Raw genomic sequence first — 24,679 nt, 5'->3', positions numbered from 1 at the left:
CCTGGAATAACACGGTCTAATTTAAAGACTTATTCAATATTGACCAACAGTTAATATGAACCCACGTTAAATAAAAGCCAGCGCGGTAAACGTATGCGAAAAGGAATATAACATGCTAAACAAACAACAACTGGTTTCTGCAGCAACCGCACTACAGGGAAATGCTGACCCAATTCGAATCACTGAGCGTCATTTCGTCAACCAAACCGACCTGCTCGATGCGCCTACGGGCTCTCAACAAGAAGTCCTGTTTGGTATGGGATGCTTCTGGGGAGCTGAGCGTTTGTTTTGGCAATTGGATGGCGTTATTTCAACATCCGTTGGTTACGCTGGCGGATACACGGTTAATCCCACTTATGAACAAGTATGTACTGGGCAAACCGGCCATACCGAGGTCGTTCGTGTCATATTTGATAGTGAACAAACCTCTCTAGCTCGAATACTTGAGACCTTTTGGGAGCGTCATGACCCAACTCAAGGAATGCGCCAAGGTAACGATTTAGGGACTCAGTACCGTTCTGCGATTTACACCTTCAGTGAAGAACAACAATCTATCGCTGAGCACTCTAAACGTGAATATCAACGAGCAATGACTGAATCTTTAGGCAACGAGATCACGACGGAAGTTCTGCCTGCTGGAAAATATTTTTTCGCTGAAACCTACCACCAGCAATACCTGGCTAAAAATCCGAATGGGTATTGCGGGTTGGGTGGAACAGGTGTCTGCTTCCCTCCACAATAAAGTGCCGTTCGACATACCAGCGAGAACGTACACGCATTAAAAAAGGGCTTCCATTAGGAAGCCCTTTTCATTGTTAATCTATTCGGTGCAAACAAATCGATAAAGCGCAGTTACACCGGCAACGCAGCAATCGTACCGTTAACTTCTTTAAAAATAATGAGCTTTTGTTTGTCTGAAACTTCAGGAAGAAGCACCTTGCCTTGGTCGAAGCGAAACTCTCCAACACCTTCAATAGCAAATTGGCCTTTGAACAGGACTTTAACGAAACGCGCCACCTGATGTGGACGGTAAGTAGAAAATTTTCTTAACATAATACAACCTCAATTCCATTTGAGTACTACAGTCACATACCTGAACAGCATCGCTGTTCAAAGCACATTTAATCGCTAATTCCTTTAGCAAACAGCAAGATAATCTATTGTTCATCTTGATATTGATGCATTATACCTTTTGGTAACAAGCCTGCAACTTCTTTCTACGTCGTACGATAAAAAAGTTAAAGAGGCATTTTTCAAATTTCATATTATACTTCCTGTGCAAACCAATAAGCGGAACAAAAATATAATGAAAAACAAAACTCTACTGGCTTTTTTAGCCGCAGCCTCTCCACTCTTCGCCAATGCTCACAACCTATCAGTAGGCGCTACCCTGCCTGCCGTCGATGTGAGTAACTATGGTGAGATTGTTCTAAACGACGGAAATACTGGATATCAAGCTTGGGCAACCAATGATCTTCTAGGTAAAGTTCGCGTCGTTCAAGCTATCGCTGGCCGCAGCAGCTCTAAAGAGCTCAACGCACCACTGATGGCAGCCATTACCGCATCGAAGTTCTCAGAAGACAGCTACCAAACCACCACCATCATCAACCAAGATGATGCGATTTGGGGGACTGGGTCTTTTGTTAAGTCGTCTGCCGAAAGCAGCAAAGAAGAATTCCCATGGTCTTCTATGGTCCTAGATGAAGACGGCGCCGTTGCGTCATCATGGGCTCTAAAAGAAGAAAGCTCAGCGATTATCGTTCAAGACAAGCAAGGTAAAATCTTGTTTGTAAAAGAAGGTGCATTAAACGAATCAGAAGTCACTCAAGTCATTGAGTTGATTAAAGCGAGTCTTTAATAAGATATTCGCGTCTTTTTCGAGACCTAACCAAAGGATATTGTTATATTATAACAGTATCCTTTTTTTAATTCTGTGGTTAATAATCCTGATGTGGCAAAACACACCCAACAATGTGAAACGCAAAACAGGCTTCTTGCTTGGGCTTATGCTCATGTTAAGCGTGTTAGCCGCAACACACATCGTGGATATCGCACCAGAGCACCACACCTCACACCATTGTGAGCTGTTTTCGCTTAATCAGTTCATCACAGCGCACTCACTACCACAGATTCCAGAGTTCCATTCGGAATTTACTGTCGCTATCACAGAGTCAGTAACTTCACTACAGCGGCTATATTTCGCTTATTTGGCACGCTCACCTCCTGTAAATATCGCTTAATTACCACTACTTTTTAATTAACCTTTATTCAGGAAAAAAACATGAAACCTACTATTTTAGCCGTTGTTATCGGCATGACTGTCTCTACAAATGTTCTAGCTAACGAAGAGTTCCGCTCTCATGATGCACACGTACATGGTCAAGTTGAAGTAAACATCGCGCAAGATGGGCAAGAACTGCTTGTTGAAGTAACAGCTCCAGGCGCGGATGTGGTTGGGTTTGAACATGCTCCAGAAACTGCAGAACAGAAGAAAGTGTTTGAGCAGGCTATCGCACAATTAAACAAGCCAGAAGAGCTGTTTAGTTTTAACAATGCGAGTTGTACTCTGAAGTTCAAGTCAGTGGCAAACACCTTAGAAGGCGATCATGACGACCATGAAGGCCATGACCATGCAGAACACGGTCATGACGACCACGAAGGCCATGACCATGCTGAGCACGATCATGACGACCACAAAGGCCATGACCATGCGGAACACGGTCATGACGACCACAAAGGCCATGACCATGCGGAACACGGTCATGACGACCACGAAGGCCATGACCACGCTGAGCACGATCATGACGACCACAAAGACCATGACCACGCTGAACACGATCATGATGACCACGAAGGTCATGACCACTCTGAAGGTGGCCACGGCGAATTCACCGTTGAGTACCATTACCAATGTTCAGACGTTGCTAAGCTAGACACAGTTAGCACTCAATGGTTCTCTAAGTTCAGCAACACTGAAAAAATGACGGTGAACCTACTAACAGACACAGCTCAAGTACAAGAAGTGCTTAACGCAGAGCGTATTAGTTTCCGATTCTAATCACTCCTAGATCGGATTAAACGTAAAATAAACAGTCAGGTAAGTCATCGCTTACTTGGCTGTTCAAATCGGTGTGTCTGGGGAATTTATGCTTCAAATTACTGTCCAGTAGATACACCGCTTTAATTATTGGAGCTAGCATGTCTTCTGACAGTTCATCACTTGTGGTCAAACTCGAAAATATCAGCTTTCGTTGGAAGCCTGAATTACCACCAACGCTAGAGATCCCCTCTCTTCACATCCAAGCCCAAGAGCACCTTTTTATTAAAGGGCCAAGTGGTTGTGGAAAATCAACTTTGTTAGGGCTACTGACCGGAATCAACCAAGCTGAGCAAGGAGAAGTCTCTATCCTTGATCAAGACCTCACTCAGCTTACACCTCGTCAAAGAGATAAATTCAGAGCCGATCATATTGGTTATATTTTCCAACAATTTAACCTGCTTCCTTATCTATCAGTTATCGATAACGTGACGCTTCCTTGCCAGTTTTCACAGATACGTAAACAGCAAGTCGCTGAAAGCCAGAAAAGCTTACAAGAGACGGCTCGAGAGTTGTTACTCCGATTAAAACTACCTCAAGCTTTAATGGACAAGCCCGTTACCGAGTTGAGCATCGGTCAACAACAACGTGTTGCTGCCGCTCGTGCTTTGATCGGCCAACCCAAAATCATTATTGCCGACGAGCCAACCTCGGCTTTGGATCATGACAACCGAGAAGCTTTTATCGAACTGTTGTTAGAACAAGCCAACCAGGCAGGTTCTACTCTTATCTTTGTTAGCCATGATCCAACACTAGAAAAATTATTCACTCGAACCATAGATTTAAAAACCGTTAACCAAGCTAAGGTTGTCGTATGAAAGTAATTACTCACTTAGCCTTAAAAAGCGTACTCAACCGTAAAGCCACGGCTATTCTCACCATTCTCACGGTGGCGGTATCTGTCATTCTCTTGCTCGGCGTAGAACGCGTTAGAACCGAAGCAAAAAGCAGCTTCGCCAATACGATTTCAGGTACTGACCTTATCGTTGGTGGCCGTTCTGGTCAGGTAAACCTGCTGCTTTACTCAGTATTCAGAATAGGTAATGCGACTAACAACATCGACTGGAAAAGCTATGAAGAATTTAGTCAGCACAACGCAGTAAAGTGGGCGATACCAATCTCATTGGGCGATTCACATAAAGGCTTCCGTGTGATGGGTACAAATCATAGTTACTTTGAAAACTATCGCTATGGAAGTAAGCAACCACTTACTTTTCAGCAAGGTAAAGAGTTTGAACAGCTATTTGATGTAGTGATTGGTGCTGATGTCGCGAAGAAGCTAGATTACAAAATCGGTGATCAAATCATTCTTGCGCACGGTATCAGTGATGTTGCGTTTAGCCGTCACGATAATCTGCCCTTCAAAATTGTCGGAATACTGGCACCAACCGGGACACCCGTAGACAAAACCGTGCATGTTTCGTTAGAGGCTATTGAAGCGATTCATGTTGGCTGGGAATCAGGTGCTAACCTAGGACATACGCCGGATGCCGAAACCTTAAAGACTTTTGATTTCCAACCGAAGCAGATTACCGCGATGATGCTCGGGCTGAATTCGAAGATTCAAACCTTCGCACTGCAACGAGAAATCAATAACTACCGCCAAGAACCTTTGAGCGCCATTATGCCGGGCATTGCGCTTCACGAATTGTGGGGAATGATGGCTGTAGCAGAACAAGCACTACTGATTGTTTCAGGGTTTGTTGTTGTCGCCGGTTTATTGGGCATGCTCAGTAGCCTACTCACTAGTTTGCAAGAAAGGCGTCGAGAGATGGCTATCCTACGTGCGATGGGCGCAAGACCTCGTCATGTGTTTGGTTTACTGATCAGTGAAGCCAGTGCGCTAACCTTCCTTGGCATTACATTAGGTGTTGCAGTGTTGTTTGCGCTGATCGCAGTGGTTGCTCCTATTGTGCAACAAAGTTATGGTATCAACATATCGATATCCGCAATCACACCGCATGAGTGGAAACTGCTTATGCTGGTACAAGTTGCCGGAATCATTATCGGCTTTATTCCCGCTTTCAGGGCTTACCGCCAGTCATTGTCTGATGGCATGACGATTCGAATCTAAAATAGGAACCTACGATGCAACGCAAATTCCTACTGATACTTGGGCTACTTCTGTTCCCATTTATCAGTACAGCTCACGCTGAAACCACTCAGAATGACGAATCGGTATTAACACTTGAATGGATTGATTTGATTCCAGAATCAGAGCGCGCTCAGCTAGACTCATTTGGTATGCCGATGGTTGACCACAATAGTATGGACAAACCTCAACAATCGACACTTGGTGCTGTTCGCCCAGAGCTGAATGGCAGCACAGTAAAGATTCCTGGCTTTGTGATTCCATTGGAAGGTGATGAGAATATGATCACTGAGTTTCTGCTGGTACCGTACTTTGGCGCATGTATCCACGTGCCACCGCCGCCACCGAACCAAATCATCTACGTGAAGTTCCCGAAAGGTGCACCAATACAGCAGTTATGGGATGTGATCTATTTGGTCGGAACGCTGAAAACTGAGTCAATCAGCCATGACTTAGCCCAAACCGGTTATCTTATTGAAGGTACTGCGATTGAAGAATATGACGACATGTAGTCATTAGAAGGGTGGCTCAAGGATGAGCTGCCGTCACTGAACGAGTGTGATCATTCAATAACAGTTTAATAACGATAATTTTCTTCTGAATTACGCGATGTAATTAGATAAGTAAGCTAGAACAGCGACATAAGTCGCGAGTAATAACCCTATACTAAGCTGTTTCTTCAGCTTGTTATCATTGACTTGATTCATAACTCCTCCTTGAGAATTACAACAAATTTAACATTTTATTATCATTAGCAAAAGTAAAATTTTGTTGAAACCTTCAACTCTGCACGCAAAATCTAGCCACCAATAAAATAAAGAGTTACATTTTAGACAGTTATACCAATCACAATAAGTAAGTGTTCAGAAATAGCGTAGGAAAAAGGCTTGAGAACAAGGCGGAGCTTTTTGATAAGTAGTTATTCTACAATCAAAAATTCTAACGCCGTTATCGAGCGTTTTAACAAGCTAGAGCGAGCAATTATTTACTACGATTGGTATTGAGTCGTCTCCTAACGGTACTCTTATGTCAGAAACTAAACAGCCAGTGATCATTGAGCATGCTAGCGATACACAGCAAAAGCATGAGAAAAAGCCTCATATTGCCGACAGTGCCAGCAGAATGCTGCACATCGCACAAAGCTTCGGCCTCGATGCCTTAATTAGTCATAGTGCAAAGCCAAACGATAAAGCTGGGAGTACGCTTATCGAACGGGCACTATTGCGAGAGAAGAAACGTAGAGAGCTTCGCCAAAAGAATCTAGAACAGATTCTGAAGTTGGCACACTCTTCGTGTAAGGATGAAGCGGCTGGAGACCCAGATCAGGACTGGCTATACCGTTTCTTCGATATGGCACAAGAGATCCACAATACATCCATGCAGAGGCTATGGGCTCAAGTACTGAAACGAGAAGTCACCAACCCAGGCTCGACGTCGATGAAGGCACTGCAAATCTTAAAAGACATGACACCAAAAGAAGCGTTAACCCTACAAAGAGCGGCATCACTGGGTTGTAGCTTTGGTAGCGATAGCAGCAGAAAGCTCTTACTCGGTTTTAAATCTCATACTGGGCTATTCAGCTTTGGCAAAAGGGACACCACCAACACCATCAACCTTGGTGGGCACAACCTGCCCTACTCTAGCCTGCTCCACTTGATAGAGCTCGGGATTATTCTGGGTACAGAATTAGAATCCGGAGAGATTGATTTCGATCCAGCCCTGCACCTAACCTATCAAGGTAAGAGCATGTCGCTGGCACCGTTATCAAAAGGCGTGAAGCTGGTTTACTATCGATTCAGCCCTACAGGCAATGAGCTTTGTACCTTGCTTGGCAACAAGCCAAACACGCAGTATTACGACCAACTGATTGCACTATTGAGCCAGAAATTTACGGTACAGACCGAAGTGAAAAGCAGCGTAAATTACACCGTCTAGACACTCTACGGAGCTAAAATAGACGGTGTAAAAAGTGAAGAGTATTGAGAGGAATAAAGAGAATCTAGAGGATAGGTTTCTTGTCTCGGTAAACCAAGGCTGTACTACTTATCAGTCATGAATAAGTCGATAAGTAAGTGAACAGCCTTAGTCATACCAACGATCTCAATTGGCTAAAATATTTCGCTTCTCCAACGCATCAATACACAGTTCGACCAATTCATCGAGTGTCTTCTCACCTGCAGGTAGATCAATCTCAGGGTTCTGAGGCGCTTCGTACACTGAACTAATACCTGTGAAGTTCGGGATCTCTCCGGCACGTGCTTTCTTATACAGACCTTTGGGATCACGCTGTTCGCAAACCTCTAACGGTGTATTGACGAACACCTCAAGAAACTCACCTTCCGGCAATAAGTCTCGCACCAACTGTCTCTCCGCTTGATGAGGGGAGATAAAAGCAGACAACACGATCAAGCCTGCATCTGCCATCAATTTAGCAAGCTCACCAATACGACGGATGTTCTCTCGACGATCTTGCTCAGAGAAGCCAAGGTCACTACATAATCCATGACGCACATTGTCGCCATCCAGTAAATAAGTATGGTAACCAAGCTGTGCCAAGCGATGTTCTAATGCGCCAGCGACTGTTGATTTACCAGAACCAGACAGCCCCGTGAACCAGAGCACTGCTGGCTTTTGTGATTTCAGATCCGCGCGAAATGTTTTATCAATCGAGTGTTGATGCCACACAACATTCTCATCTTTGGGTTTGAGTACTGCGGTCATAATTAGTCCTTTAAATAAACAGCATTAAAATGGGAAAAAATAAGGAATTAGGGTCAATACCAAACCCGAATAAACAATCGAGATTGGAATGCCGATACGCAGATAATCCGTTAAATGGTAATTACCTACGCTATAAACAAGTAAGTTGGTTTGGTAGCCGTATGGAGAGATAAAACTGGCACTGGCACCAAACAGTACCGCCATGATGAACGGCATAGGGTCAACGCCATAACCTACTGCCATACTGTAGCCAATCGGAAATGAGAGTGCTGCGGCCGCATTATTGGTCACCAGCTCTGTCAAAACCAAAGTCATAAAGTAGGTAGCAACTAACGCACCGAATACGCCCCAACCATTAAACGCCTCCATGAACATCAGCCCCATGCGCTCAGACAAACCCGATGAAATCATCAGTTGAGCAATAGAAAGTGCAGAGCCCACGATCACCACAATATCAACCGGAAAACGGCGACGGAGCTCACCCAGCTGCACCACGCCAAATGCCACCAGCAACAGTAGAAAACCTGCTAAGCCTTTGATAATTGGTACTGCATCGATAAGAGCGAGGCCAATCACACTGGCAAAACCAAGCAACACAAATGTCGATTTATCGGCATCAAGCTTGGCACTCGAATCTAAGTCATTCATCAACACAAACTCTTTGTTGTGTTGTTGGCGCTGTTCTTCAAAGCGTTTGCCGGGAACCAAAATTAGGGTATCACCAGCGGTTAATGTGATGTTTCCAAGGCCACCTTCAAGGCGTTCATGGCCACGACGAATAGCAACCACAACCGCATCGAAACGGTCTCTAAATTGGCTGGTTTTCAGAGTTTTGTTACAGAAGCTTGCCGATGAACTCACCACAACTTCAACGAAGCTCTGACCGTTCAAATGGTGCTGACCAAATAGAGTCAGTCCTTGGATTTCTTGCAGTGTCGCCACGCTCTCGACATCACCACAAAACAGCAATCGGTCACGAGCTTGAAGAATAAAATCAGGGTCAATCGAAGCCGTGGTTTTACCGTCACGAATCACTTCCGCTAAGAACAGTTTTCTCAATGCTCTGAGGTTATTCTCACTAACACTGCGGCCAACTAAAGGTGAACCCGGCTCCACTCTTGCTTCTAAAAAGTAAGGCAGATCGTCCTGCGATCCATCATCGTAACTAGGTAGAAAGTAGCTTAGAGGAATCAGGATCAACACACCGCCGACCAAAACGGCTAAACCGATCAAGGTAGGTGTGAAAAAGTTTAAGCTCGGTAGTCCTGCATCTTCAACAAAGCTATTGATGATCAAGTTGGTAGAGGTGCCGATCAATGTCAGGGTGCCACCTAAAATGGCAGCGTATGACAAAGGAATAAGTAACTTAGATGGCGCATGCTGTTGATTACGTTTGATCGCCCCGATCAAAGAGACAACTACTGCCGTGTTATTGGTAAAAGAAGAAAGTAACGCTGTGGAAATACCCAACTTCGCAACCACGGTTCCTAGCCTACCTTCAGAGATATTGCGGCTAACCCAGCTGATTAAGCGAGTTTTCTCCAACGCACTTGATGCGAGGATCAGAAGAATTAAAGTCAGTAACGAGGAGTTAGTGAAGTTATTAGCTAAGCTCGACAAGTCGATCATGCCAGCCATAAAAGCAATAAACGCCGCGCCAGCAAAGATAAAGCTTGGCTTAATACGGGTAACGAGCAGGCAAGTAATGATGCCGAGCAAAATCGCTAATACAAATCCTTGTTGCCACATATACCCGTCCTTTATGGCGGAAACGATGGGTTTCCGCCTGATTCAATAAGCTGTTACTTGGTCGTTTATGACTTCAGTAATTGGCTTAGATCTTTGGCATCCCAATGAGGGAAATGTTTGCGGACCAATGCGTTGAACTCAAGTTCAAATGCAGAGAAGTTACCGACTTGTTGTTCAACAGAGTCCAAACGGTCTCGAATCAAACCCGCGCCAACCGTCACGTTGGTTAGTCGGTCGATCACGATAAAGCCACCGGTATCCGCACTCTCACGGTATTTATCCAGCGCGACAGTCTCATTCAGTGACCATTCACACAAGCCAATGCCATTCAATGGCAACTCATCGACAGCGTGAGTCGATAGGTTGTTGATGTCGTATTGGTGACGAACGGTTTCAACCTGGCCAACGGTTTTCTTGCCTGCGATCTTGATGTCGTAAGCTTTGCCCGGTTGCAATGGTTGCTCTGTCATCCACACGATGTCAGCCAATACGTGGTTAGTGGATTCAATCTGCGCGTTTTCTAGCACAATTAAATCACCACGGCTGATATCAATCTCATCTTCAAGGGTCAGTGTTACCGCCAAGCCCGCTTGCGCAGATTCCAAATCACCATCAAAAGTCACAATACGTGCAACCTTAGAAGTTTTGCCTGACGGCAGCGCCTTGATTTCATCACCGACACTGACACGGCCAGAAGCAACGGTGCCAGCAAAACCGCGGAAGTCTAAGTTAGGACGATTGACGTACTGAACTGGGAATCGGAATTCACCCGCAGAACGCTTTTGGTCAATGTCGACGTTCTCTAACACTTCGAGTAGAGATGGGCCGTCGAACCATGCAAGCTCTTTACTTGGTGCAGCAACGTTGATGCCTTCAAGCGCCGATACTGGCAAGATCTGAATGTTAGTTTCTCCTTCTAGGTTTTCTGCAAACTCTAGGTATTCATCGCGAATCTCTTCAAAACGATCTTGTGCGTAATCCACGAGATCCATCTTATTTACAGCGACGATGAAATGCTTCAAACCAAGTAGGTTAGAGATAAACGAGTGACGACGGGTTTGATCCAGAACGCCCTTACGAGCATCAATCAAGATCACCGCTAGATCACACGTTGAAGCGCCTGTCGCCATGTTGCGCGTGTACTGCTCATGCCCTGGAGTATCAGCAATAATGAACTTACGTTTTTGAGTCGAGAAGTAGCGGTAAGCTACATCGATCGTGATGCCTTGCTCACGCTCAGCCTGCAGACCATCAACAAGCAGTGCCAAATCAGGCTTCTCACCTGTGGTACCCACTCGTTGGCTATCTGAGTGAACCGCTGCTAGCTGATCTTCATAAATCTGTTTTGTATCATGGAGCAAGCGACCGATCAGCGTACTTTTACCATCATCTACCGAGCCACAAGTTAAAAATCTAAGCATAGATTTATGCTGATGCTGACTTAGATAACCTTCAATCCCTAGTTCAGCCAATTCGGCTTCTACTGCACTATTCATTTTTCTTTCCTTAGATTCTTAGAAATAACCTTGGCGCTTTTTCAGCTCCATAGAGCCCGACTGATCATGGTCAATCGCTCGACCTTGACGCTCACTAGACGTCGCCACCAGCATCTCTTCAATAATGCCTGTTAGCGTATTCGCCTCAGATTCAACCGCTCCGGTTAGTGGGTAACAGCCTAAAGTACGAAAACGAACGCTTTTCTCTTCAATCACTTCACCTTCTTGCAGCTCCATACGGTCATCATCAACCATGATCAGCATGCCATCACGCTCAACAACTGGGCGTTTATCAGAAAGGTAAAGCGGAACAATATCGATGCTCTCTAGATAGATGTATTGCCAAATATCCAGTTCAGTCCAGTTTGATAAAGGGAATACACGAATACTTTCGCCCTTATTCACCTGACCGTTGTAGGTGTGCCACAACTCTGGACGTTGGTTTTTTGGATCCCATGTGTGGTTCTTATCGCGGAAAGAGTAAACACGCTCTTTCGCTCGAGATTTCTCTTCATCACGACGCGCGCCACCGAAAGCCGCATCGAACCCATACTTGTTTAACGCCTGCTTAAGGCCCTGAGTTTTCATGATGTCTGTGTGTTTCGAAGAACCATGTACGAATGGGCTACAACCCATCTCGATACCTTCAGGGTTCTTATGTACCAAAAGGTCAAAACCGTACTTTTCTGCAGTGCGGTCACGAAACTCAATCATCTCGCGGAATTTCCAATCTGTATCAACGTGTAATAGTGGGAATGGAATCTTGCCTGGGTAAAACGCTTTGCGAGCTAAATGAAGCATCACAGAAGAATCTTTACCGATGGAGTACATCATCACTGGGTTATCAAACTCAGCCGCCACTTCACGGATAATATGAATACTTTCCGCTTCGAGCTGTTTTAGGTGGGTTAAACGTTCTTGGTCCATTTCAGTGCTTCCTTTAAGGCTCGCGTTACGAGCAATTCATTACTTGGTCTTGCCAAGCATGGGATTTAACTCATCCACTTGAGTGAATGGGAGTATTGGCACTAGAAGAAAACAGAAGCTTCGTGTTGAGCTATCCTTGCTATTCGTCTGCCTGATACGTCCTTGATATAAGCATTATGACGAGCCTCTCATATTACTGGAAATTCTAAAATTTCATTTTTTATTCGAAAAGCTGATAAGGGATTTAATTTATCGATAAGCAGGTGAAATGAATGGACTAATATTATCGATATCAGTTGCGCATCGATTAAGCAGGTTTGGGAGGCGTCTTGCAGAACACCATAAAGTAATCGATCTAAGTCACGAATTCACATTCGTTGTAATCATTGTTTCATTCCATTTTGTTACATTACGCAACGAATTTTCTACTATCCACTTTGGAGCTACAAAATGAAAGTTGCAATGAAACCTTTGTCATTGGCTGTACTTGCAGGTCTTGGTTTGACTCTAGCAGGCTGTACAACAACACCAGATACCGATGAAGTGATTAAACTACGTGTCGTAGAGACAACGGACATCCATACCAACCTAATGGATTACGATTACTACAAAGACAAGCCATCGAAAAAAATCGGCTTAGCACGTACTGCAACTCTAGTAAAAGAAGCTCAAAACGAAGTAACCAACAGCGTATTAGTTGATAACGGTGACTTGCTGCAAGGTAGCCCAATGGGTGACTACATGGCAGACAAAGGCATCGAAGCTGGTGAGGTTCACCCTGCATACAAAGCTATGAACCAGCTAAGCTACGACGCTGCAAACCTAGGTAACCACGAATTCAACTACGGTCTTGAGTTCTTAGAAGAGTCAATCAACGATGCTGATTTCCCGTACATCAGTGCTAATGTTTACGACGCAAAAACCAAAGAACACTACTTCACGCCTTACATCATCAAGACGCACACGTTTGAAGATACTGCAGGCGTAGAGCATGAAGTAAAAGTCGGCTACATCGGTTTCGTTCCACCACAAATCATGACGTGGGATAAGAAGAACCTTGAAGGTAAAGTAATCGCTCGCGATATCATTGAGACAGCTAACGAGTTAGTGCCTCAAATGAAAGCGGAAGGCGCTGAAGTTATCGTTGCTATCCCTCACTCAGGTGTATCAACGGACCCATACAAAAATGGCGAAGAGAACTCAACGTTCTACCTATCTGAAGTAGACGGCATCGATGCAATCGCATTCGGCCACTCTCACGCCGTGTTCCCAGGTAAAGGTTTTGATGACATCCAAGGCATCGACAACGAAACGGGTACAATGAACGGCGTTGCGGCAGTAATGCCAGGTCGTTGGGGTAGCCACGTTGGTGTTATGGATCTAACACTTGCACAAAAAGACGGTAAATGGGAAGTGGTGAAAGGCCAATCAGAAGCGCGCCCTATCTACGACAAGATCGAGAAGAAATCGCTTGCTGCAGCTGATGAAGGCATCGTAACAGCACTAGAAAAAGACCACGCAGGTACTCGTGAGTTTGTTAACCAACCGATTGGTAAAGCAGACGACGTGATGTACAGCTTCCTGTCTCTAGTACAAGACGATCCAACAGTTCAAATCGTTAACCTTGCACAGAAAGATTACGTTGAGCAGTTCATCCAAGGTGACCCTGACCTAGATGGTACGCCAGTACTTTCAGCCGCTGCACCATTCAAAGCGGGTGGTCGTAAGAATGACCCAGCGAACTTCACTGAAGTTGAATCTGGCCAACTGACATTCCGTAACGCAGCTGACTTGTATCTTTACCCGAACACGCTAGTTGCAATGAAGGTAACAGGTCACGAAGTAAAAGAGTGGCTTGAGTGTTCTGCTGGTCAGTTCAACCAAGTGGATGTTAACTCAACGGCACCACAACAGTTGATCGAGTGGGATAACTTCCGTACTTACAACTTCGATGTTATCGACGGTGTTGATTACCAAATCGACGTAACTCAACCTGCGAAATACGATGCAAACTGTAAAGTGGTTAACCCTGATTCACAGCGTATTGTTGGCCTAACTTACCAAGGTAAGCCAATCGACATGAAGCAAGACTTCCTGATCGCAACCAACAACTACCGTGCATACAGTGCTAAATTCCCAGGTACAGGTGAAGATTTCATCGCATTTGATGCACCAGATGAGAACCGTACTGTTCTTGCAAACTACATCTCTCGCGTAAGCAAAGAGCAAGGTCAAGTAAGCCCAACGGCTGACAACAACTGGTCATTTGCACCAATCAAAACAGATAACAAACTAGATATCCGCTTTGAAACGTCGCCAAGCGAGAAAGCAGCAGAGTTCATCAAAGAGAAGGGTCAATACCCGATGAAACGTGTTGCGACTGACGATGTTGGTTTCGCTGTTTACCAGATTGATCTAACTAAATAGATTGCTTCAGTAATCCATAGTTAACCTTCTAAAAGGCTGAGTTTAACGACTCAGCCTTTTTCTTTTCTTCTCAATATTCACTCCAAAACCTTACGTTTCTAACCCTTTAACATCCTCTGATGCTGCACCGAAACCGCATACCTCAAACCACTCATTGCATTCAATCAGCACAAAAAAGCGCTAATTGTCTGTAAGTTTTTCTCTGCTCCTCGTGTCTATTTAATTTACTACACTCAATGAATGGTCATTAAGCCATTCATCTATAGGATAGAAAAGGACATTTGATGAGCACGGTCGAGAGCATTCAAGCATGGTTACATTCAGGGGAGGAGTCGCTGCTATGGCTGATGCTTGGCATTATCGCGCTTTCTTACCTGCTTGAAGATCTTGCGATTGTTACCGCTGCCGGTTTAGCCACTCAAGGGCTCATTCCTCCTCAATATGCGCTGCTTGCCATTTTCATCGGTATTGCCACAGGTGACTTGGGCCTCTACTACCTTGGAAAATCAGGACGTTACTTCCGAGGCGTTCGATATAAAGCCCTCACCAATAAGTACTTTCGTTCGCTTCGTACCAAATTACGCCAAAACGCATTCAGCAGCCTTTTTGTTATCCGCTTTATTCCTGGGCTACGCACCGTTGGTTTTACCCTGAGTGGCTTTTTCGCCATCCCACTGCCTACTTTCTTATTTGCCGTCATCAGCGCAACTGCGCTCTGGACTGGCATTGTCTTCTCTGCCATCTACTATTTAGGGACATCAGCGTGGCTGCAAGCCTCTGAATATCAATGGATCGTCATTCCGTGTGCCATCGTTTTGCTGTTTATCGGCAATCGATTAATGAATAAAACCTACTCTAGAGGGCTATCATGAGTTCACCGCAAGATATTCGCATCATTCCCGCACATCAAATTAATGCAGGTATGCCTCTGCTTGAAAAAGATACCGTGCGCAGTGTCTCTCCTTATGAGTTTCTTCCGACTTGGTTCTTCTACACGCCAGTGGTCATTCAAAGCCTGATGCAAGGGTTACGGCACTTTGACTGGGCGCTGCCACTCATCGCCAATCCAAGCATCAAACTTAGTGGCATGGTCGGCGAATCAAAGCACGAGATATTGAGCCTTGCCGGATCTTCAAGTCAGCGTTGGATCTCTCCGTTTATTACCCTAACCAAAACGGATCTCAGCAGTAAAAAACAAGCCGAAGACGCACGCAGCGCACTCATACAATCAGATCTTGATTTCCCAATCGTGGCGAAGCCGGATCTTGGCTGTCGAGGTGTCGGAGTTAAGCTGATCAACACACAAGATCAACTTGAGCAGTATGTTGAATCTTTCCCAAATAATGCTCGCTTTCTACTGCAGAAAAAGGCGCCTTATCAAGCCGAAGCGGGTGTTTTCTACGTTCGTTACCCAAACAAAAAGCAAGGTGAGATCATCTCGATCACACTCAAATATGCGCCAATGGTGATGGGTGATGGCAAGTCGACACTCAAGCAGTTAATTGAAAATAGCCCGCGTGCTGGGCAGCTTAGTCACCTGTATCTACCGAGACATCAAGATAAATTGGATCAAGTGCTCGCAGAGGACGAAGAGTTCCAACTCGCGTTTGCAGGCAGCCATAGCCGTGGCTGTATCTTCCGAGACGGTAATCAATACATCACTCAGGCTTTAACAGAACGCTTAGACGAGATATTCGACGACTTCGATGGCTTTCACTTTGGTCGACTCGACGTCAAGTTTAAAGACATGTACAGCCTAATGAACGGTGAGGATTTCACGATTCTTGAGGTCAATGGCGCAAGCAGTGAGGCTGGACATATCTGGGATCGCGACACCCCATTACGAGAGATATTTTCTACGCTACTCCTGCAATACCGCATTCTTTTTGATATTGGCGCTCAGCAAAAACAACGAGGTCACCAATCCCCTCCTTTCAAGAGCTTATTTGCGGCGTGGCAAGAAGAGCGACGTCTTGTTCAACAATATCCGACTACCGACTAACTTTGCACGAGGATCATGAATGAACCCCATAGCCCAACCGAGCGCCCTTACTTCTTTCTCTCCTAGCATCAAGGGAGCGGTAGAGATATTGAATCAGGGTCTAGAGTTTTTGTTAGCGATTTCTGACAGCGATTACCTAACACGAGCAAAGCCACACGTTACAAGCTCTATCGGTGAACATACTCGTCACACACTGGATCTTTTTCACGCCTTGATTTTAAAAGAGGATGAGACCGTTGATTACAACACTCGTCGTCGTGGTCATCCCGTCGAATACGACCGCTCTATTGCAGTCAAAGAGATCCACTATGTGATCAACTGGCTTGAACGATTAGACCGTCGAGATCTCGAAGCGCCTATCATGATCCAAACCGAAGTTTCGATGGACGCTCAAGTGTTCGCAAGCCTGCCTTCAACGCTCGAAAGAGAGGTCACCTTTGCCGCACTGCATGCCAATCATCATTACGCGATGATCAAGGTGATCACCACCTTCCTAGACGTCGAGACCTGCAACACCTTTGGTTATGCCCCAACCACCAACAGCTATCTGAGGGAACAATAATCATGTGTTCAGTATCTTGGCTGCTTGAAGACAATGGCTATCAGGTCTTTTTTAATCGTGATGAACAGAAGACACGGGCGCTAGCGATGCCGCCTAAACAATATCGAGTTAACGGTGTCGATATCATCATGCCACTCGACCCAACTGGCGGCGGTAGCTGGATAAGTATTAATGAGTTCGGGCTTTCGCTATGCCTACTCAATAACTATCAAGGCACAGTGCCCGTTGGGCCTTTAGTCAGCCGCGGTTTGCTACTTAAAAACCTATCATCGAGTCGTAATATCAGTCAGCTCTCTGAAGCATTTCACAAGCTAGACCTACACTCTTTTGCCCCATTTACCTTGCTGGCTTTCGCGCCCAATCTAACCCAACACAATGGTCTGGTTATCGCCTACATGTGGGATGGTATTCAACATCAAATAGTCGACACTGATTCTCCACTCTTCTCATCCGGTGTTGATTTAGAGCGAGTGCAAGCCTACCGACAAGCAAAATACGATCAGCTTATGGCAACAGGTAAGAATCAACAGAACTTACTTAAGTTTCACTCTCACCATTACAACGAACAACCTCATTTAGCAACCTGTATGCATCGCGAAGACGCACATACCGTGAGCTTTACACACTTACGTAATCTGCATGACCAAGCCTCTATGTTTTATGCACCCGGCTCACCATGCGAACCCATTAAACCATGCCAGATAAATCAGCAACGCTTTACTTTTGATTTATCACCCGCAATCAATCTATAGATGGAGTCCATCATGAGAAAACTATTCACCATGGTTCTGCTACTTGTTAGCCCATACGTATTTGCCGCCGATGAAATCTACACTGGGTTCTTTAGCAGTAAGGCGCTCGATGGCTACGATACCGTCGCATATTTCACTTCCGGTAAGCCCATTGAAGGTAGTAAAAAATTCAGCACTGAGTACAAAGGGGCGGATTGGTATTTCTCTTCTGAAAAGAATCTGACTTTATTTGTTAATAATCCTGAAAAATATGCCCCTCAATATGGTGGCTATTGCGCTTGGGCAGTATCAGCGAAGAGTGACTTTGCACCGGGTGACCCACATCAATGGACGATTGTTGATAACAAGCTTTACCTCAACTACGACCAAGAGATTAAGCAGCGTTGGGAACAAGACCAAGCACAGCACATTCAACAAGCCGATAAAGTTTGGCCGCAACTGATTAAGTAAGGGAATAACGATGATATTCACTCCAGCCAAACATATCCCTGCGGCATTTATCGCGTTTGTGTTTATTCAGTCGCTGTTCTTTAAGTTCACTGGCTCATACGAGACAGAGCATATCTTTGGCACGCTCGCGGCATGGTCAGGGCTCAGTTGGTTCGGCTCGTTTGGCGGCTACTTGATTGGATTCGCTGAATTGATTGCAGCCATTTTTCTGTTCACTCGTTGGCATGGCCTGGGTGCCATTATGAGCGTGGGGATTATGAGCGGCGCGATATTTTTCCACCTGTTTACGCCGCTCGGTATTCAGATGCCTGAGTTCAATGCAGCGGGTGAAATTATCGGTTACGACGGCGGATTATTGTTTGGCATGGCATGCCTAGTGTGGTTATGCGGTGCGTTTTTAAGTGTGAAAGATTTCAAGAATCAAGACGGTTTCCTAAACAACTTTAGTCAATAAGGTAGCTTCATTATGATTGATAGTCCTTTTCGTTTACCACGTTACACGCCTTTTGGCTTAGGTGAGTCTGTTGTCGAGTGGGCAACTGGGCTATCTAAGCTAGACCGACTCTATCAAGATCGACCAAACGAGTTATCTAGCTTTGAATTCATGCATCACACCCTGTCGGCGCTCAATATCGACTACTCGGTTTCATCTGGCACCACAGAGAATATCCCGGAAGAAGGGCCAGTGGTGATTGTGGCTAACCATCCACTTGGTGCTATTGAAGGCGTGATCCTTGCCGATCTAGTAGGATCAGTAAGGAAGGATGTGAAGGTGTTGGCCAATGAACTACTTAAACGCCTGCCTGAACTGGATGATCTTTTCATCGGTGTCGATGTCTTTAACAGTAAAGAATCGAAACGCACCAATGCCAAAGCGATTCGAGATGCCAATCGTCATTTGGCTGATGGTGGGCTATTGATTGTATTCCCAGCAGGTGAAGTATCGAGCTACCGTAAAGGGGCAAAAACACTGACAGACATCGAGTGGAGCAAGTCGGTAGCGAAATTCGTCAAACGTCACCAAGCCACCACGGTGCCTATCTTTATCAATGGTAAAAATAGCGAGCTGTTCTACCAAGCAGGACGGGTTCATCCACTATTAAGAACCGCTCTACTCGGCCGTGAACTTCTTAATAAACAGGCGACGACTATCTCTATCTCGATTGGCTCATCGATTCCGTATTCAGAGATCAAATCGTTTGAAAAAGAGATGGATATCGTCAACTACCTACGACTCAATACCTACCTAATGAGTCAACAAGACAGCCCGAACACGCCCATCCACGCCCCCTCTTTTGATACCCAAGTGATTGCGCCTATTCCACCAGAAGTGTTGGCAATAGAGGTCGACTCTCTTCCGGAAGAGATGAAGTTACTTGAGCAAGGGGACTTTGAGGTCTACTGCACGCCAAGCCAATCTATTCCTAACTTAATGCGCGAGATTGGTCGAGTAAGAGAAGAGAGCTTTAGAGAAGTCGGAGAAGGCAGCGGACTTGCCTGTGATTTAGATGAGTATGACCTTTACTACCATCAACTGTTTGTGTGGAATAAAACCAAGGCAGAACTGGTTGGCGCGTATCGACTCGGTATGGTCGACAAACTCATCGCTGAGCACGGGCTTGATCAGCTCTACTCTCGTAGCCTGTTTAACTACAACCAAGAATTCATTGATACTCTAGAAAACAGCATTGAGCTTGGGCGATCAGTGGTAAGTAAGCCTTACCAAAAGAGCCTGAACTCACTGTTACTATTGTGGAAAGGCATCGCGACCTTTGTGTCTCGTCACCCTCAATACACCCATCTGTTCGGCCCTGTCAGTATCAGTAATGATTACAGCCACAATGCGCGTCTGTTGATCGCGACCACCTTATCAATCCATCACTACGACGAGGAAAAGGCGAATTTGGTTTCACCTTCATCACCACTCAATACCAGCAGTCATGTGTTCTGGCAGAATCACCTGCTCTCTTCACTGGCGAGTGTGCCCCTGCTCTCTAAAGTGTTAGCACGTATGGAGCAAGGTAAAGGCCTGCCAGTACTGCTGCGCCAATATCTAGGGATGAACGGTAAACTGGTGTGTTTTAACGTTGACCCATCATTTAATGATGCCTTGGATGGCTTGATTGTGGTAAACCTTAAAAAGGTACCACTGAAAACCCTGGGTAAATACATGGGCAGAGAGCTTGCTCAAGACTATCTAGAGCAACATGCTCAACGCTGATTTCGCCTACTCTGTACCTACACTCAAATAAGTGCGATGATTTCGACACTTATTTGGGTTAGGTTATTTTCATGCACACCTCTTTTATCGAACAACTACAAAACTTCGACTTCTCAGAAAGCCAGATTGAATCTCTAGTTGCTGTCGCCAAGCCACTTGAACTGCCAACAAGACACATCTTGATCAATCAAGGTGAGATGGCGAGTTCAATCTACTTTGTACTTGAAGGCTTGTGCCACGCCTGCTACCTCACCAATGACGGTAAGCAATACAGCAAAGAGTTCTATTGGGAACAAGATTGGATCATCGGTTTTGAGAGTCTGATAAAGAACCAAGCTTCTCCTTACCTGCTTGAAACCCTCACCCCTATCACCATGTTAGAGCTGCCAATGAATGCGGTTATCGAGTGGCGAGCATCAAATAATCCTTTGTATTTAAAGCTGTTAGAAACACAGCTGATGCATAAGGAAAATAAAGAACGCTTCATGCTGCTCTATACACCAGAGCAACGCTATCAGCTGTTCTGCGAGCACTATCCCGACCTTGAGCAGCGCTTGAACGACAATCAAATTGCAGCCTACCTAGGAATAACTGCAATCAGCCTTAGCAGAATTAAAGGTCGAATTAACAATAGTTAATGCCAACAATCATCGCGCATAGTACATTCAGAGCATCGATAACCTCTGGATGTAAACATGATCACTTGGCACTCAATTCCGTTTTCTGAACTCTCAACACAACAGCTTTATCAACTACTTAAATTAAGAGTCGATGTATTTGTGGTGGAGCAAACTTGTCCTTATCCAGAACTCGACGGTAAAGATACACTCGCAGGTGTTGAGCACCTGCTTGGCTATTCTGATGAAGAGTTGGTAGCGTGTGCACGTTTATTACCACCAGGTACCTCTTACGACAACACCAGCATCGGCCGAGTCGCAACCAAGCAATCAGCAAGAGGTGATGGCTTGGGGCATCAATTAGTCAAAGAAGCATTAACACGCTGCGAGGCTCTTTGGCCAAATACGGCCATTGATATTGGCGCGCAGCAGCACCTAGAAAACTTCTATGCGAGCCACGGCTTCAAGACCATCTCGGATATGTACCTCGAAGATGACATTCCTCATGTAGACATGAGATTAGAAAAATAATGACGAATATCACTGCCGGTATTCTATTGTTGGTTGCAGGTAACTTGTTTGCCTCGCTTTCCGACGTAGCGGTAAAGCTGTTAAATGGCGAAGTACCGCCCTTGCAGTATATTTTTTTCCGACAGTTGATATCTCTGCTCATCATCACCCCTTTGTGGCTACAACAGAAAAAAGAACAACGGCGCTTACAGCAGGCTAAGGTAACCTTCATTCGAGGTCAGTTAATTCTAATCGGCAGTGGATGTATGGTGGTCGCGATCACTCACTTGTCTTTGGCAACCGCCAACGCAGTATTTTATGTCGCGCCTTTACTGATGTTGCCGCTCTCAATGTTGCTATTGAAAGAGCAACCGGCACTCGGCAAGGTTATCGCCACAACCATAGGTTTTATTGGTGCATTGATTGTCTTGAGACCATCGCAATTTCATTGGGCAGCATTGTTTGCTTTGGGGACAGCACTCACTCTCGCGCTATTTAATGTACTCGTAAGAAGGCTTCCTAGTGAGCAAACGGTGGTCACTACGCTGTGGTGGACAACCTTATTCTCTATTCCAGCCTCATTAGTACTGTGCTTCTTATACTGGCAGCCGGTGTCTGTGGAGCATTTGGGGTACATAGCATTAAGTGCGACACTAATCTTAAGCTACAACGGCCTTGCGGTTGCTGCCTATCAAAAAGCACACTCTAGCCAAATTGCCTTGGCTGAGTATTCAGGATTGGTGTTTGTCGCGCTAATAGGTGCAATATGGTTCGATGAGATTCCAGATACATTAACCTTTATCGGTATCATGCTTATCATCTTGCCACTCGCCCCTTTCAAGCGACCAAAAAAAAGAGCTAATGCTTAGCTCTTTTCTATCGTTTATCTGTGTCTGGTGAAGTGCTCTAACTCAGGCTTACTGTTCATCTACTTACTGCGACCGAAGCCACCATCGGATAAGCGGAAGAACATCACCGAAGTGTCGCCTTTCTCTAGCTGAAGAATGTCCAACTGCCCAGTTTCAGCAAGTTTGAAACGAACCAGCTGGCCTTTACGAATCTGACTAAGTGGCTTATCTGCACCTTCAATACGCACTAACGCATTCAAGTCAGACAATGGCAAATCGTTGTTTCGAAAAACCTGCGCTAACGTATCCCCTTGCTTAACAAGGTACTCCTGCCAATTTTTGTTACTCGGTTCTGATGAACTGCTCTTGGCATTTTGCTGTTCGCTTAAGCCGACGGTGTTTATTTCAAGCTCAACGCGCGATGTTGTTGGAGCTGTGTCTACTTTAGGTTCTGGTAGTGGCACAAAAAGTAATATCAGTACGATCGGAGAAATCACCATCAACAGTCTTTGGTGTAACTTCGGCAATGAACCCCAAGTTTGCGCTGTCGAGGTTTTCATTTTCTTCACATCGATCGAACTCAATTTCTCTTTGACCTGATTCAGTCGATCCTTGAATTCTGCTAAGTGGTCAACTTTCTGTTTTTTCTTTTGACGACGATTCATACCACTGCGTCCTATACATTGAATAACTACAGTATAAAAACCAAAGTACCAACAGTATAGATCTTTCCGTCACAACAAGGCCCAAAGCGAGAAAATTGACATGGCTGTGATTTGGGCACGGTAAAGCGCAAGTGATCAGGGACTAGCCGTTTCTTCACGCTGCTAATACTGGTATTCTTACCCTTTTCGTACTGACAAAAAGAGTGACTTTTCATGTCTGAAGTAAAATTTGAAACTGTAGAGCAAAAAGCTAGCTACGGTATCGGTCTACAAATGGGCCAACAACTTGCTGGTTCTGGTCTTGAAGGCCTAAACGTTGACGCAATCGCTGCTGGTATCGCAACAGCTCTAGTTGGCGACATGCCAGCTATCGAAGTTGACGAAATCAACAACGCACTACAAGAGCTACACACTCGTGGTGAAGCTGCACGTCAAGAACTAGCTAAAGCTGCTGCTGCTGACGGCGAAGCTTTCCTAGCTGACAACGCTCTTCGTTCAGAAGTAACGGTTCTTGAGTCTGGTCTTCAGTACGAAGTACTAACTGAAGGTACTGGCGAAATCCCAACTGCAGACAAGCAAGTACGTGTTCACTACCACGGCGAACTAACTGACGGTACTGTTTTCGACAGCTCTGTATCTCGCGGTCAACCTGCTGAATTCCCAGTAACTGGCGTAATTCAAGGTTGGGTACAAGCTCTACAAATGATGCCTGTTGGCTCTAAGTGGAAGCTATACATCCCTCAAGATCTAGCATACGGTGAGCGTGGCGCAGGTGCTGCAATCCCACCATTTGCTGCTCTAGTATTTGAAGTAGAACTTCTAGCAATTCTTTAATTTTTATAAAAACCTTTAGTAAAACAAAATACTATAGGCAAATAAAATTGAAATAATCCAACGGCGATGTCACTACATCGCCGTTTTTCGTTTATAGTGAAAGAGTAAATTACTTTATTACTTAAGGACGAATAATGAAGAAAGTACTCATCACAGTTTTAAGCAGCCTAGCTGTTGTTTCTTGCGCTAGCACTAGCGACTCTGAACAAACCAGTTCATCATCAGATACCAACTATTCCCAACTATCACAAACTGCACTAATGGCAGCAGTGAATATGTGGTCTCAGCAGAACGAAACAACGCCACTAGTGGATACGGTAGCTGACCAAGCTTCTGTTACCAGCGACCAAGCAGTTGGCGGTATTGGTTCAATGTTGGCCCTTGCACAAAACTCACTTGGCACAGCCGACAACAAAGAACTCGCGACACTAATTCCGGGTATGTCGAGCCTTGAGTCTACGGGTCTATCATCGCTACTAAGCTCACAAGGTGCCGTTGAAAGTGCATTTTCTGGATTAGGTATGGATCCATCAATGGTTACAACATTTGCGCCAATTATTCTTCAAGCACTGCAGTCACAAGGTGCAACGAGCGGCCTGATGGATTCACTTTCAGCTATATGGCAATAATCGTTAGTATTAATAGCTAGCTTAAAATTTGATAAGGGCACTTCGGTGCTCTTTTTTTTTGCGTGGAAGAAAAGATATTT

At 45.1% G+C, this 24,679-nt stretch carries 27 protein-coding genes; 21 read left to right on the top strand and 6 right to left on the bottom strand.

Annotation, left to right across the window (positions count from 1 at the left end):
• Positions 1 to 112 precede the first annotated feature (112 nt).
• Positions 113 to 742, top strand: a complete 630-nt coding sequence (gene msrA, locus IQQ51_RS25360) for a peptide-methionine (S)-S-oxide reductase MsrA (RefSeq protein WP_193842478.1) — start codon at positions 113 to 115, stop codon at positions 740 to 742.
• 110 nt (positions 743 to 852) lie between these two features.
• Here msrA and IQQ51_RS25355 read toward each other — a convergent pair whose 3' ends face one another.
• A complete protein-coding gene (locus IQQ51_RS25355; RefSeq protein WP_048612597.1) occupies positions 853 to 1,053 on the bottom strand; it encodes a DUF1107 family protein in 201 nt (66 codons plus the stop codon).
• A 253-nt stretch (positions 1,054 to 1,306) separates the two neighbouring features.
• Here IQQ51_RS25355 and IQQ51_RS25350 point away from each other — a divergent pair, with 253 nt between their 5' ends.
• The 7 genes from IQQ51_RS25350 (at position 1,307) to IQQ51_RS25320 (ending at position 7,124) form a co-directional block, all read left to right on the top strand.
• Positions 1,307 to 1,858: a YtfJ family protein gene (locus IQQ51_RS25350; protein WP_048605931.1), complete on the top strand. Its 552-nt coding sequence runs from the start codon at positions 1,307 to 1,309 to the stop codon at positions 1,856 to 1,858.
• A gap of 91 nt (positions 1,859 to 1,949) precedes the next feature.
• On the top strand, positions 1,950 to 2,240 hold the full coding sequence (locus IQQ51_RS25345) for a DUF2607 family protein (RefSeq protein WP_017063722.1): 291 nt from the start codon (positions 1,950 to 1,952) through the stop codon (positions 2,238 to 2,240).
• A gap of 41 nt (positions 2,241 to 2,281) precedes the next feature.
• On the top strand, positions 2,282 to 3,058 hold the full coding sequence (gene zrgA, locus IQQ51_RS25340; RefSeq protein ID WP_193842477.1) for a zinc uptake protein ZrgA: 777 nt from the start codon (positions 2,282 to 2,284) through the stop codon (positions 3,056 to 3,058).
• A 140-nt stretch (positions 3,059 to 3,198) separates the two neighbouring features.
• On the top strand, positions 3,199 to 3,915 hold the full coding sequence (locus IQQ51_RS25335) for an ABC transporter ATP-binding protein (RefSeq protein ID WP_017058894.1): 717 nt from the start codon (positions 3,199 to 3,201) through the stop codon (positions 3,913 to 3,915).
• Complete coding sequence (locus IQQ51_RS25330; protein ID WP_193842476.1) at positions 3,912 to 5,171, top strand: ABC transporter permease; 1,260 nt, start codon at positions 3,912 to 3,914, stop codon at positions 5,169 to 5,171. The genes IQQ51_RS25335 and IQQ51_RS25330 overlap by 4 nt, the downstream gene beginning before the upstream one ends.
• A gap of 14 nt (positions 5,172 to 5,185) precedes the next feature.
• Positions 5,186 to 5,701, top strand: a complete 516-nt coding sequence (locus IQQ51_RS25325) for a DUF3299 domain-containing protein (RefSeq protein WP_017058892.1) — start codon at positions 5,186 to 5,188, stop codon at positions 5,699 to 5,701.
• Between the two features lie 514 nt (positions 5,702 to 6,215).
• Entirely contained in the window at positions 6,216 to 7,124 is a 909-nt protein-coding gene (locus IQQ51_RS25320) for a TIGR03899 family protein (RefSeq protein ID WP_193842475.1), read from the top strand.
• Between the two features lie 165 nt (positions 7,125 to 7,289).
• On the opposite strand, the gene cysC is transcribed toward IQQ51_RS25320, so the two are convergent.
• The 4 genes from cysC to cysD form a co-directional block, all read right to left on the bottom strand.
• Entirely contained in the window at positions 7,290 to 7,910 is a 621-nt protein-coding gene (gene cysC, locus IQQ51_RS25315; protein ID WP_193842474.1) for an adenylyl-sulfate kinase, read from the bottom strand.
• Positions 7,911 to 7,934: 24 nt separating this feature from the next.
• Positions 7,935 to 9,659: an SLC13 family permease gene (locus IQQ51_RS25310; protein ID WP_017067554.1), complete on the bottom strand. Its 1,725-nt coding sequence runs from the start codon at positions 9,657 to 9,659 to the stop codon at positions 7,935 to 7,937.
• 65 nt (positions 9,660 to 9,724) lie between these two features.
• Positions 9,725 to 11,155, bottom strand: coding sequence for a sulfate adenylyltransferase subunit CysN (gene cysN / locus IQQ51_RS25305; RefSeq protein WP_048605942.1), 1,431 nt, complete (start codon positions 11,153 to 11,155; stop codon positions 9,725 to 9,727).
• 18 nt (positions 11,156 to 11,173) lie between these two features.
• The gene (gene cysD, locus IQQ51_RS25300; RefSeq protein ID WP_258954156.1) at positions 11,174 to 12,118 is read right to left on the bottom strand and encodes a sulfate adenylyltransferase subunit CysD; all 945 of its coding nucleotides are present in this window, start codon (positions 12,116 to 12,118) and stop codon (positions 11,174 to 11,176) included.
• A gap of 414 nt (positions 12,119 to 12,532) precedes the next feature.
• On the opposite strand from cysD, the gene IQQ51_RS25295 reads away from it, so the two are divergent.
• The 11 genes from IQQ51_RS25295 to IQQ51_RS25245 all read left to right on the top strand — a co-directional run bounded on the left by IQQ51_RS25295 (position 12,533) and on the right by IQQ51_RS25245 (position 22,492).
• Positions 12,533 to 14,509 carry a bifunctional 2',3'-cyclic-nucleotide 2'-phosphodiesterase/3'-nucleotidase gene (locus tag IQQ51_RS25295; RefSeq protein ID WP_048618628.1) on the top strand — a complete coding sequence of 659 codons (1,977 nt, stop codon included), beginning with the start codon at positions 12,533 to 12,535 and terminating at the stop codon, positions 14,507 to 14,509.
• Positions 14,510 to 14,793: 284 nt separating this feature from the next.
• Entirely contained in the window at positions 14,794 to 15,381 is a 588-nt protein-coding gene (locus tag IQQ51_RS25290; RefSeq protein ID WP_193842473.1) for a DedA family protein, read from the top strand.
• Complete coding sequence (locus IQQ51_RS25285) at positions 15,378 to 16,511, top strand: ATP-grasp domain-containing protein (RefSeq protein ID WP_193842472.1); 1,134 nt, start codon at positions 15,378 to 15,380, stop codon at positions 16,509 to 16,511. The genes IQQ51_RS25290 and IQQ51_RS25285 overlap by 4 nt, the downstream gene beginning before the upstream one ends.
• 19 nt (positions 16,512 to 16,530) lie before the next feature.
• Positions 16,531 to 17,073, top strand: a complete 543-nt coding sequence (locus IQQ51_RS25280) for a hypothetical protein (protein ID WP_048618622.1) — start codon at positions 16,531 to 16,533, stop codon at positions 17,071 to 17,073.
• 2 nt (positions 17,074 to 17,075) lie between these two features.
• Positions 17,076 to 17,825: an NRDE family protein gene (locus IQQ51_RS25275; protein ID WP_193842471.1), complete on the top strand. Its 750-nt coding sequence runs from the start codon at positions 17,076 to 17,078 to the stop codon at positions 17,823 to 17,825.
• A 12-nt stretch (positions 17,826 to 17,837) separates the two neighbouring features.
• Positions 17,838 to 18,275 carry a YHS domain-containing (seleno)protein gene (locus IQQ51_RS25270; RefSeq protein WP_048618618.1) on the top strand — a complete coding sequence of 146 codons (438 nt, stop codon included), beginning with the start codon at positions 17,838 to 17,840 and terminating at the stop codon, positions 18,273 to 18,275.
• Positions 18,276 to 18,285: 10 nt separating this feature from the next.
• Positions 18,286 to 18,729 (top strand): hypothetical protein, encoded by a 444-nt coding sequence (locus IQQ51_RS25265; protein ID WP_193842470.1) that lies wholly within the window; start codon positions 18,286 to 18,288, stop codon positions 18,727 to 18,729.
• Positions 18,730 to 18,741: 12 nt separating this feature from the next.
• Positions 18,742 to 20,496, top strand: coding sequence for a lysophospholipid acyltransferase family protein (locus tag IQQ51_RS25260; RefSeq protein WP_050643265.1), 1,755 nt, complete (start codon positions 18,742 to 18,744; stop codon positions 20,494 to 20,496).
• Between the two features lie 71 nt (positions 20,497 to 20,567).
• On the top strand, positions 20,568 to 21,134 hold the full coding sequence (locus IQQ51_RS25255; RefSeq protein WP_193842469.1) for a Crp/Fnr family transcriptional regulator: 567 nt from the start codon (positions 20,568 to 20,570) through the stop codon (positions 21,132 to 21,134).
• Between the two features lie 57 nt (positions 21,135 to 21,191).
• Positions 21,192 to 21,644 (top strand): GNAT family N-acetyltransferase, encoded by a 453-nt coding sequence (locus IQQ51_RS25250; protein WP_193842468.1) that lies wholly within the window; start codon positions 21,192 to 21,194, stop codon positions 21,642 to 21,644.
• Positions 21,644 to 22,492, top strand: coding sequence for a DMT family transporter (locus IQQ51_RS25245; protein ID WP_193842467.1), 849 nt, complete (start codon positions 21,644 to 21,646; stop codon positions 22,490 to 22,492). The genes IQQ51_RS25250 and IQQ51_RS25245 overlap by 1 nt, the downstream gene beginning before the upstream one ends.
• 59 nt (positions 22,493 to 22,551) lie before the next feature.
• Here IQQ51_RS25245 and IQQ51_RS25240 read toward each other — a convergent pair whose 3' ends face one another.
• A complete protein-coding gene (locus IQQ51_RS25240; protein WP_048605967.1) occupies positions 22,552 to 23,136 on the bottom strand; it encodes a LysM-like peptidoglycan-binding domain-containing protein in 585 nt (194 codons plus the stop codon).
• Positions 23,137 to 23,349: 213 nt separating this feature from the next.
• Here IQQ51_RS25240 and IQQ51_RS25235 point away from each other — a divergent pair, with 213 nt between their 5' ends.
• Complete coding sequence (locus tag IQQ51_RS25235) at positions 23,350 to 23,970, top strand: FKBP-type peptidyl-prolyl cis-trans isomerase (protein WP_008220519.1); 621 nt, start codon at positions 23,350 to 23,352, stop codon at positions 23,968 to 23,970.
• Between the two features lie 134 nt (positions 23,971 to 24,104).
• Positions 24,105 to 24,599: a DUF2780 domain-containing protein gene (locus IQQ51_RS25230; protein ID WP_017058875.1), complete on the top strand. Its 495-nt coding sequence runs from the start codon at positions 24,105 to 24,107 to the stop codon at positions 24,597 to 24,599.
• The last annotated feature ends 80 nt before the right edge of the window (positions 24,600 to 24,679 follow it).

The organism is Vibrio sp. OPT18, assembly GCF_015163615.1.
Taxonomy (GTDB): Bacteria; Pseudomonadota; Gammaproteobacteria; order Enterobacterales; family Vibrionaceae; genus Vibrio; species Vibrio coralliirubri.
This window is presented reverse-complemented; position numbering and strand designations above follow the sequence as displayed.

Excerpts from the sequence above, each read along its gene's own strand:
- msrA (WP_193842478.1), top strand. The coding sequence starts at position 113 with ATGCTAAACAAACAACAACTGGTTTCTGCAGCAACCGCACTACAGGGA.
- IQQ51_RS25355 (WP_048612597.1), bottom strand. The coding sequence starts at position 1,053 with ATGTTAAGAAAATTTTCTACTTACCGTCCACATCAGGTGGCGCGTTTC.
- IQQ51_RS25350 (WP_048605931.1), top strand. The coding sequence starts at position 1,307 with ATGAAAAACAAAACTCTACTGGCTTTTTTAGCCGCAGCCTCTCCACTC.
- IQQ51_RS25345 (WP_017063722.1), top strand. The coding sequence starts at position 1,950 with ATGTGGCAAAACACACCCAACAATGTGAAACGCAAAACAGGCTTCTTG.
- zrgA (WP_193842477.1), top strand. The coding sequence starts at position 2,282 with ATGAAACCTACTATTTTAGCCGTTGTTATCGGCATGACTGTCTCTACA.
- IQQ51_RS25335 (WP_017058894.1), top strand. The coding sequence starts at position 3,199 with ATGTCTTCTGACAGTTCATCACTTGTGGTCAAACTCGAAAATATCAGC.
- IQQ51_RS25330 (WP_193842476.1), top strand. The coding sequence starts at position 3,912 with ATGAAAGTAATTACTCACTTAGCCTTAAAAAGCGTACTCAACCGTAAA.
- IQQ51_RS25325 (WP_017058892.1), top strand. The coding sequence starts at position 5,186 with ATGCAACGCAAATTCCTACTGATACTTGGGCTACTTCTGTTCCCATTT.
- IQQ51_RS25320 (WP_193842475.1), top strand. The coding sequence starts at position 6,216 with ATGTCAGAAACTAAACAGCCAGTGATCATTGAGCATGCTAGCGATACA.
- cysC (WP_193842474.1), bottom strand. The coding sequence starts at position 7,910 with ATGACCGCAGTACTCAAACCCAAAGATGAGAATGTTGTGTGGCATCAA.
- IQQ51_RS25310 (WP_017067554.1), bottom strand. The coding sequence starts at position 9,659 with ATGTGGCAACAAGGATTTGTATTAGCGATTTTGCTCGGCATCATTACT.
- cysN (WP_048605942.1), bottom strand. The coding sequence starts at position 11,155 with ATGAATAGTGCAGTAGAAGCCGAATTGGCTGAACTAGGGATTGAAGGT.
- IQQ51_RS25295 (WP_048618628.1), top strand. The coding sequence starts at position 12,533 with ATGAAAGTTGCAATGAAACCTTTGTCATTGGCTGTACTTGCAGGTCTT.
- IQQ51_RS25290 (WP_193842473.1), top strand. The coding sequence starts at position 14,794 with ATGAGCACGGTCGAGAGCATTCAAGCATGGTTACATTCAGGGGAGGAG.
- IQQ51_RS25285 (WP_193842472.1), top strand. The coding sequence starts at position 15,378 with ATGAGTTCACCGCAAGATATTCGCATCATTCCCGCACATCAAATTAAT.
- IQQ51_RS25280 (WP_048618622.1), top strand. The coding sequence starts at position 16,531 with ATGAACCCCATAGCCCAACCGAGCGCCCTTACTTCTTTCTCTCCTAGC.
- IQQ51_RS25275 (WP_193842471.1), top strand. The coding sequence starts at position 17,076 with ATGTGTTCAGTATCTTGGCTGCTTGAAGACAATGGCTATCAGGTCTTT.
- IQQ51_RS25270 (WP_048618618.1), top strand. The coding sequence starts at position 17,838 with ATGAGAAAACTATTCACCATGGTTCTGCTACTTGTTAGCCCATACGTA.
- IQQ51_RS25265 (WP_193842470.1), top strand. The coding sequence starts at position 18,286 with ATGATATTCACTCCAGCCAAACATATCCCTGCGGCATTTATCGCGTTT.
- IQQ51_RS25260 (WP_050643265.1), top strand. The coding sequence starts at position 18,742 with ATGATTGATAGTCCTTTTCGTTTACCACGTTACACGCCTTTTGGCTTA.
- IQQ51_RS25255 (WP_193842469.1), top strand. The coding sequence starts at position 20,568 with ATGCACACCTCTTTTATCGAACAACTACAAAACTTCGACTTCTCAGAA.
- IQQ51_RS25250 (WP_193842468.1), top strand. The coding sequence starts at position 21,192 with ATGATCACTTGGCACTCAATTCCGTTTTCTGAACTCTCAACACAACAG.
- IQQ51_RS25245 (WP_193842467.1), top strand. The coding sequence starts at position 21,644 with ATGACGAATATCACTGCCGGTATTCTATTGTTGGTTGCAGGTAACTTG.
- IQQ51_RS25240 (WP_048605967.1), bottom strand. The coding sequence starts at position 23,136 with ATGAATCGTCGTCAAAAGAAAAAACAGAAAGTTGACCACTTAGCAGAA.
- IQQ51_RS25235 (WP_008220519.1), top strand. The coding sequence starts at position 23,350 with ATGTCTGAAGTAAAATTTGAAACTGTAGAGCAAAAAGCTAGCTACGGT.
- IQQ51_RS25230 (WP_017058875.1), top strand. The coding sequence starts at position 24,105 with ATGAAGAAAGTACTCATCACAGTTTTAAGCAGCCTAGCTGTTGTTTCT.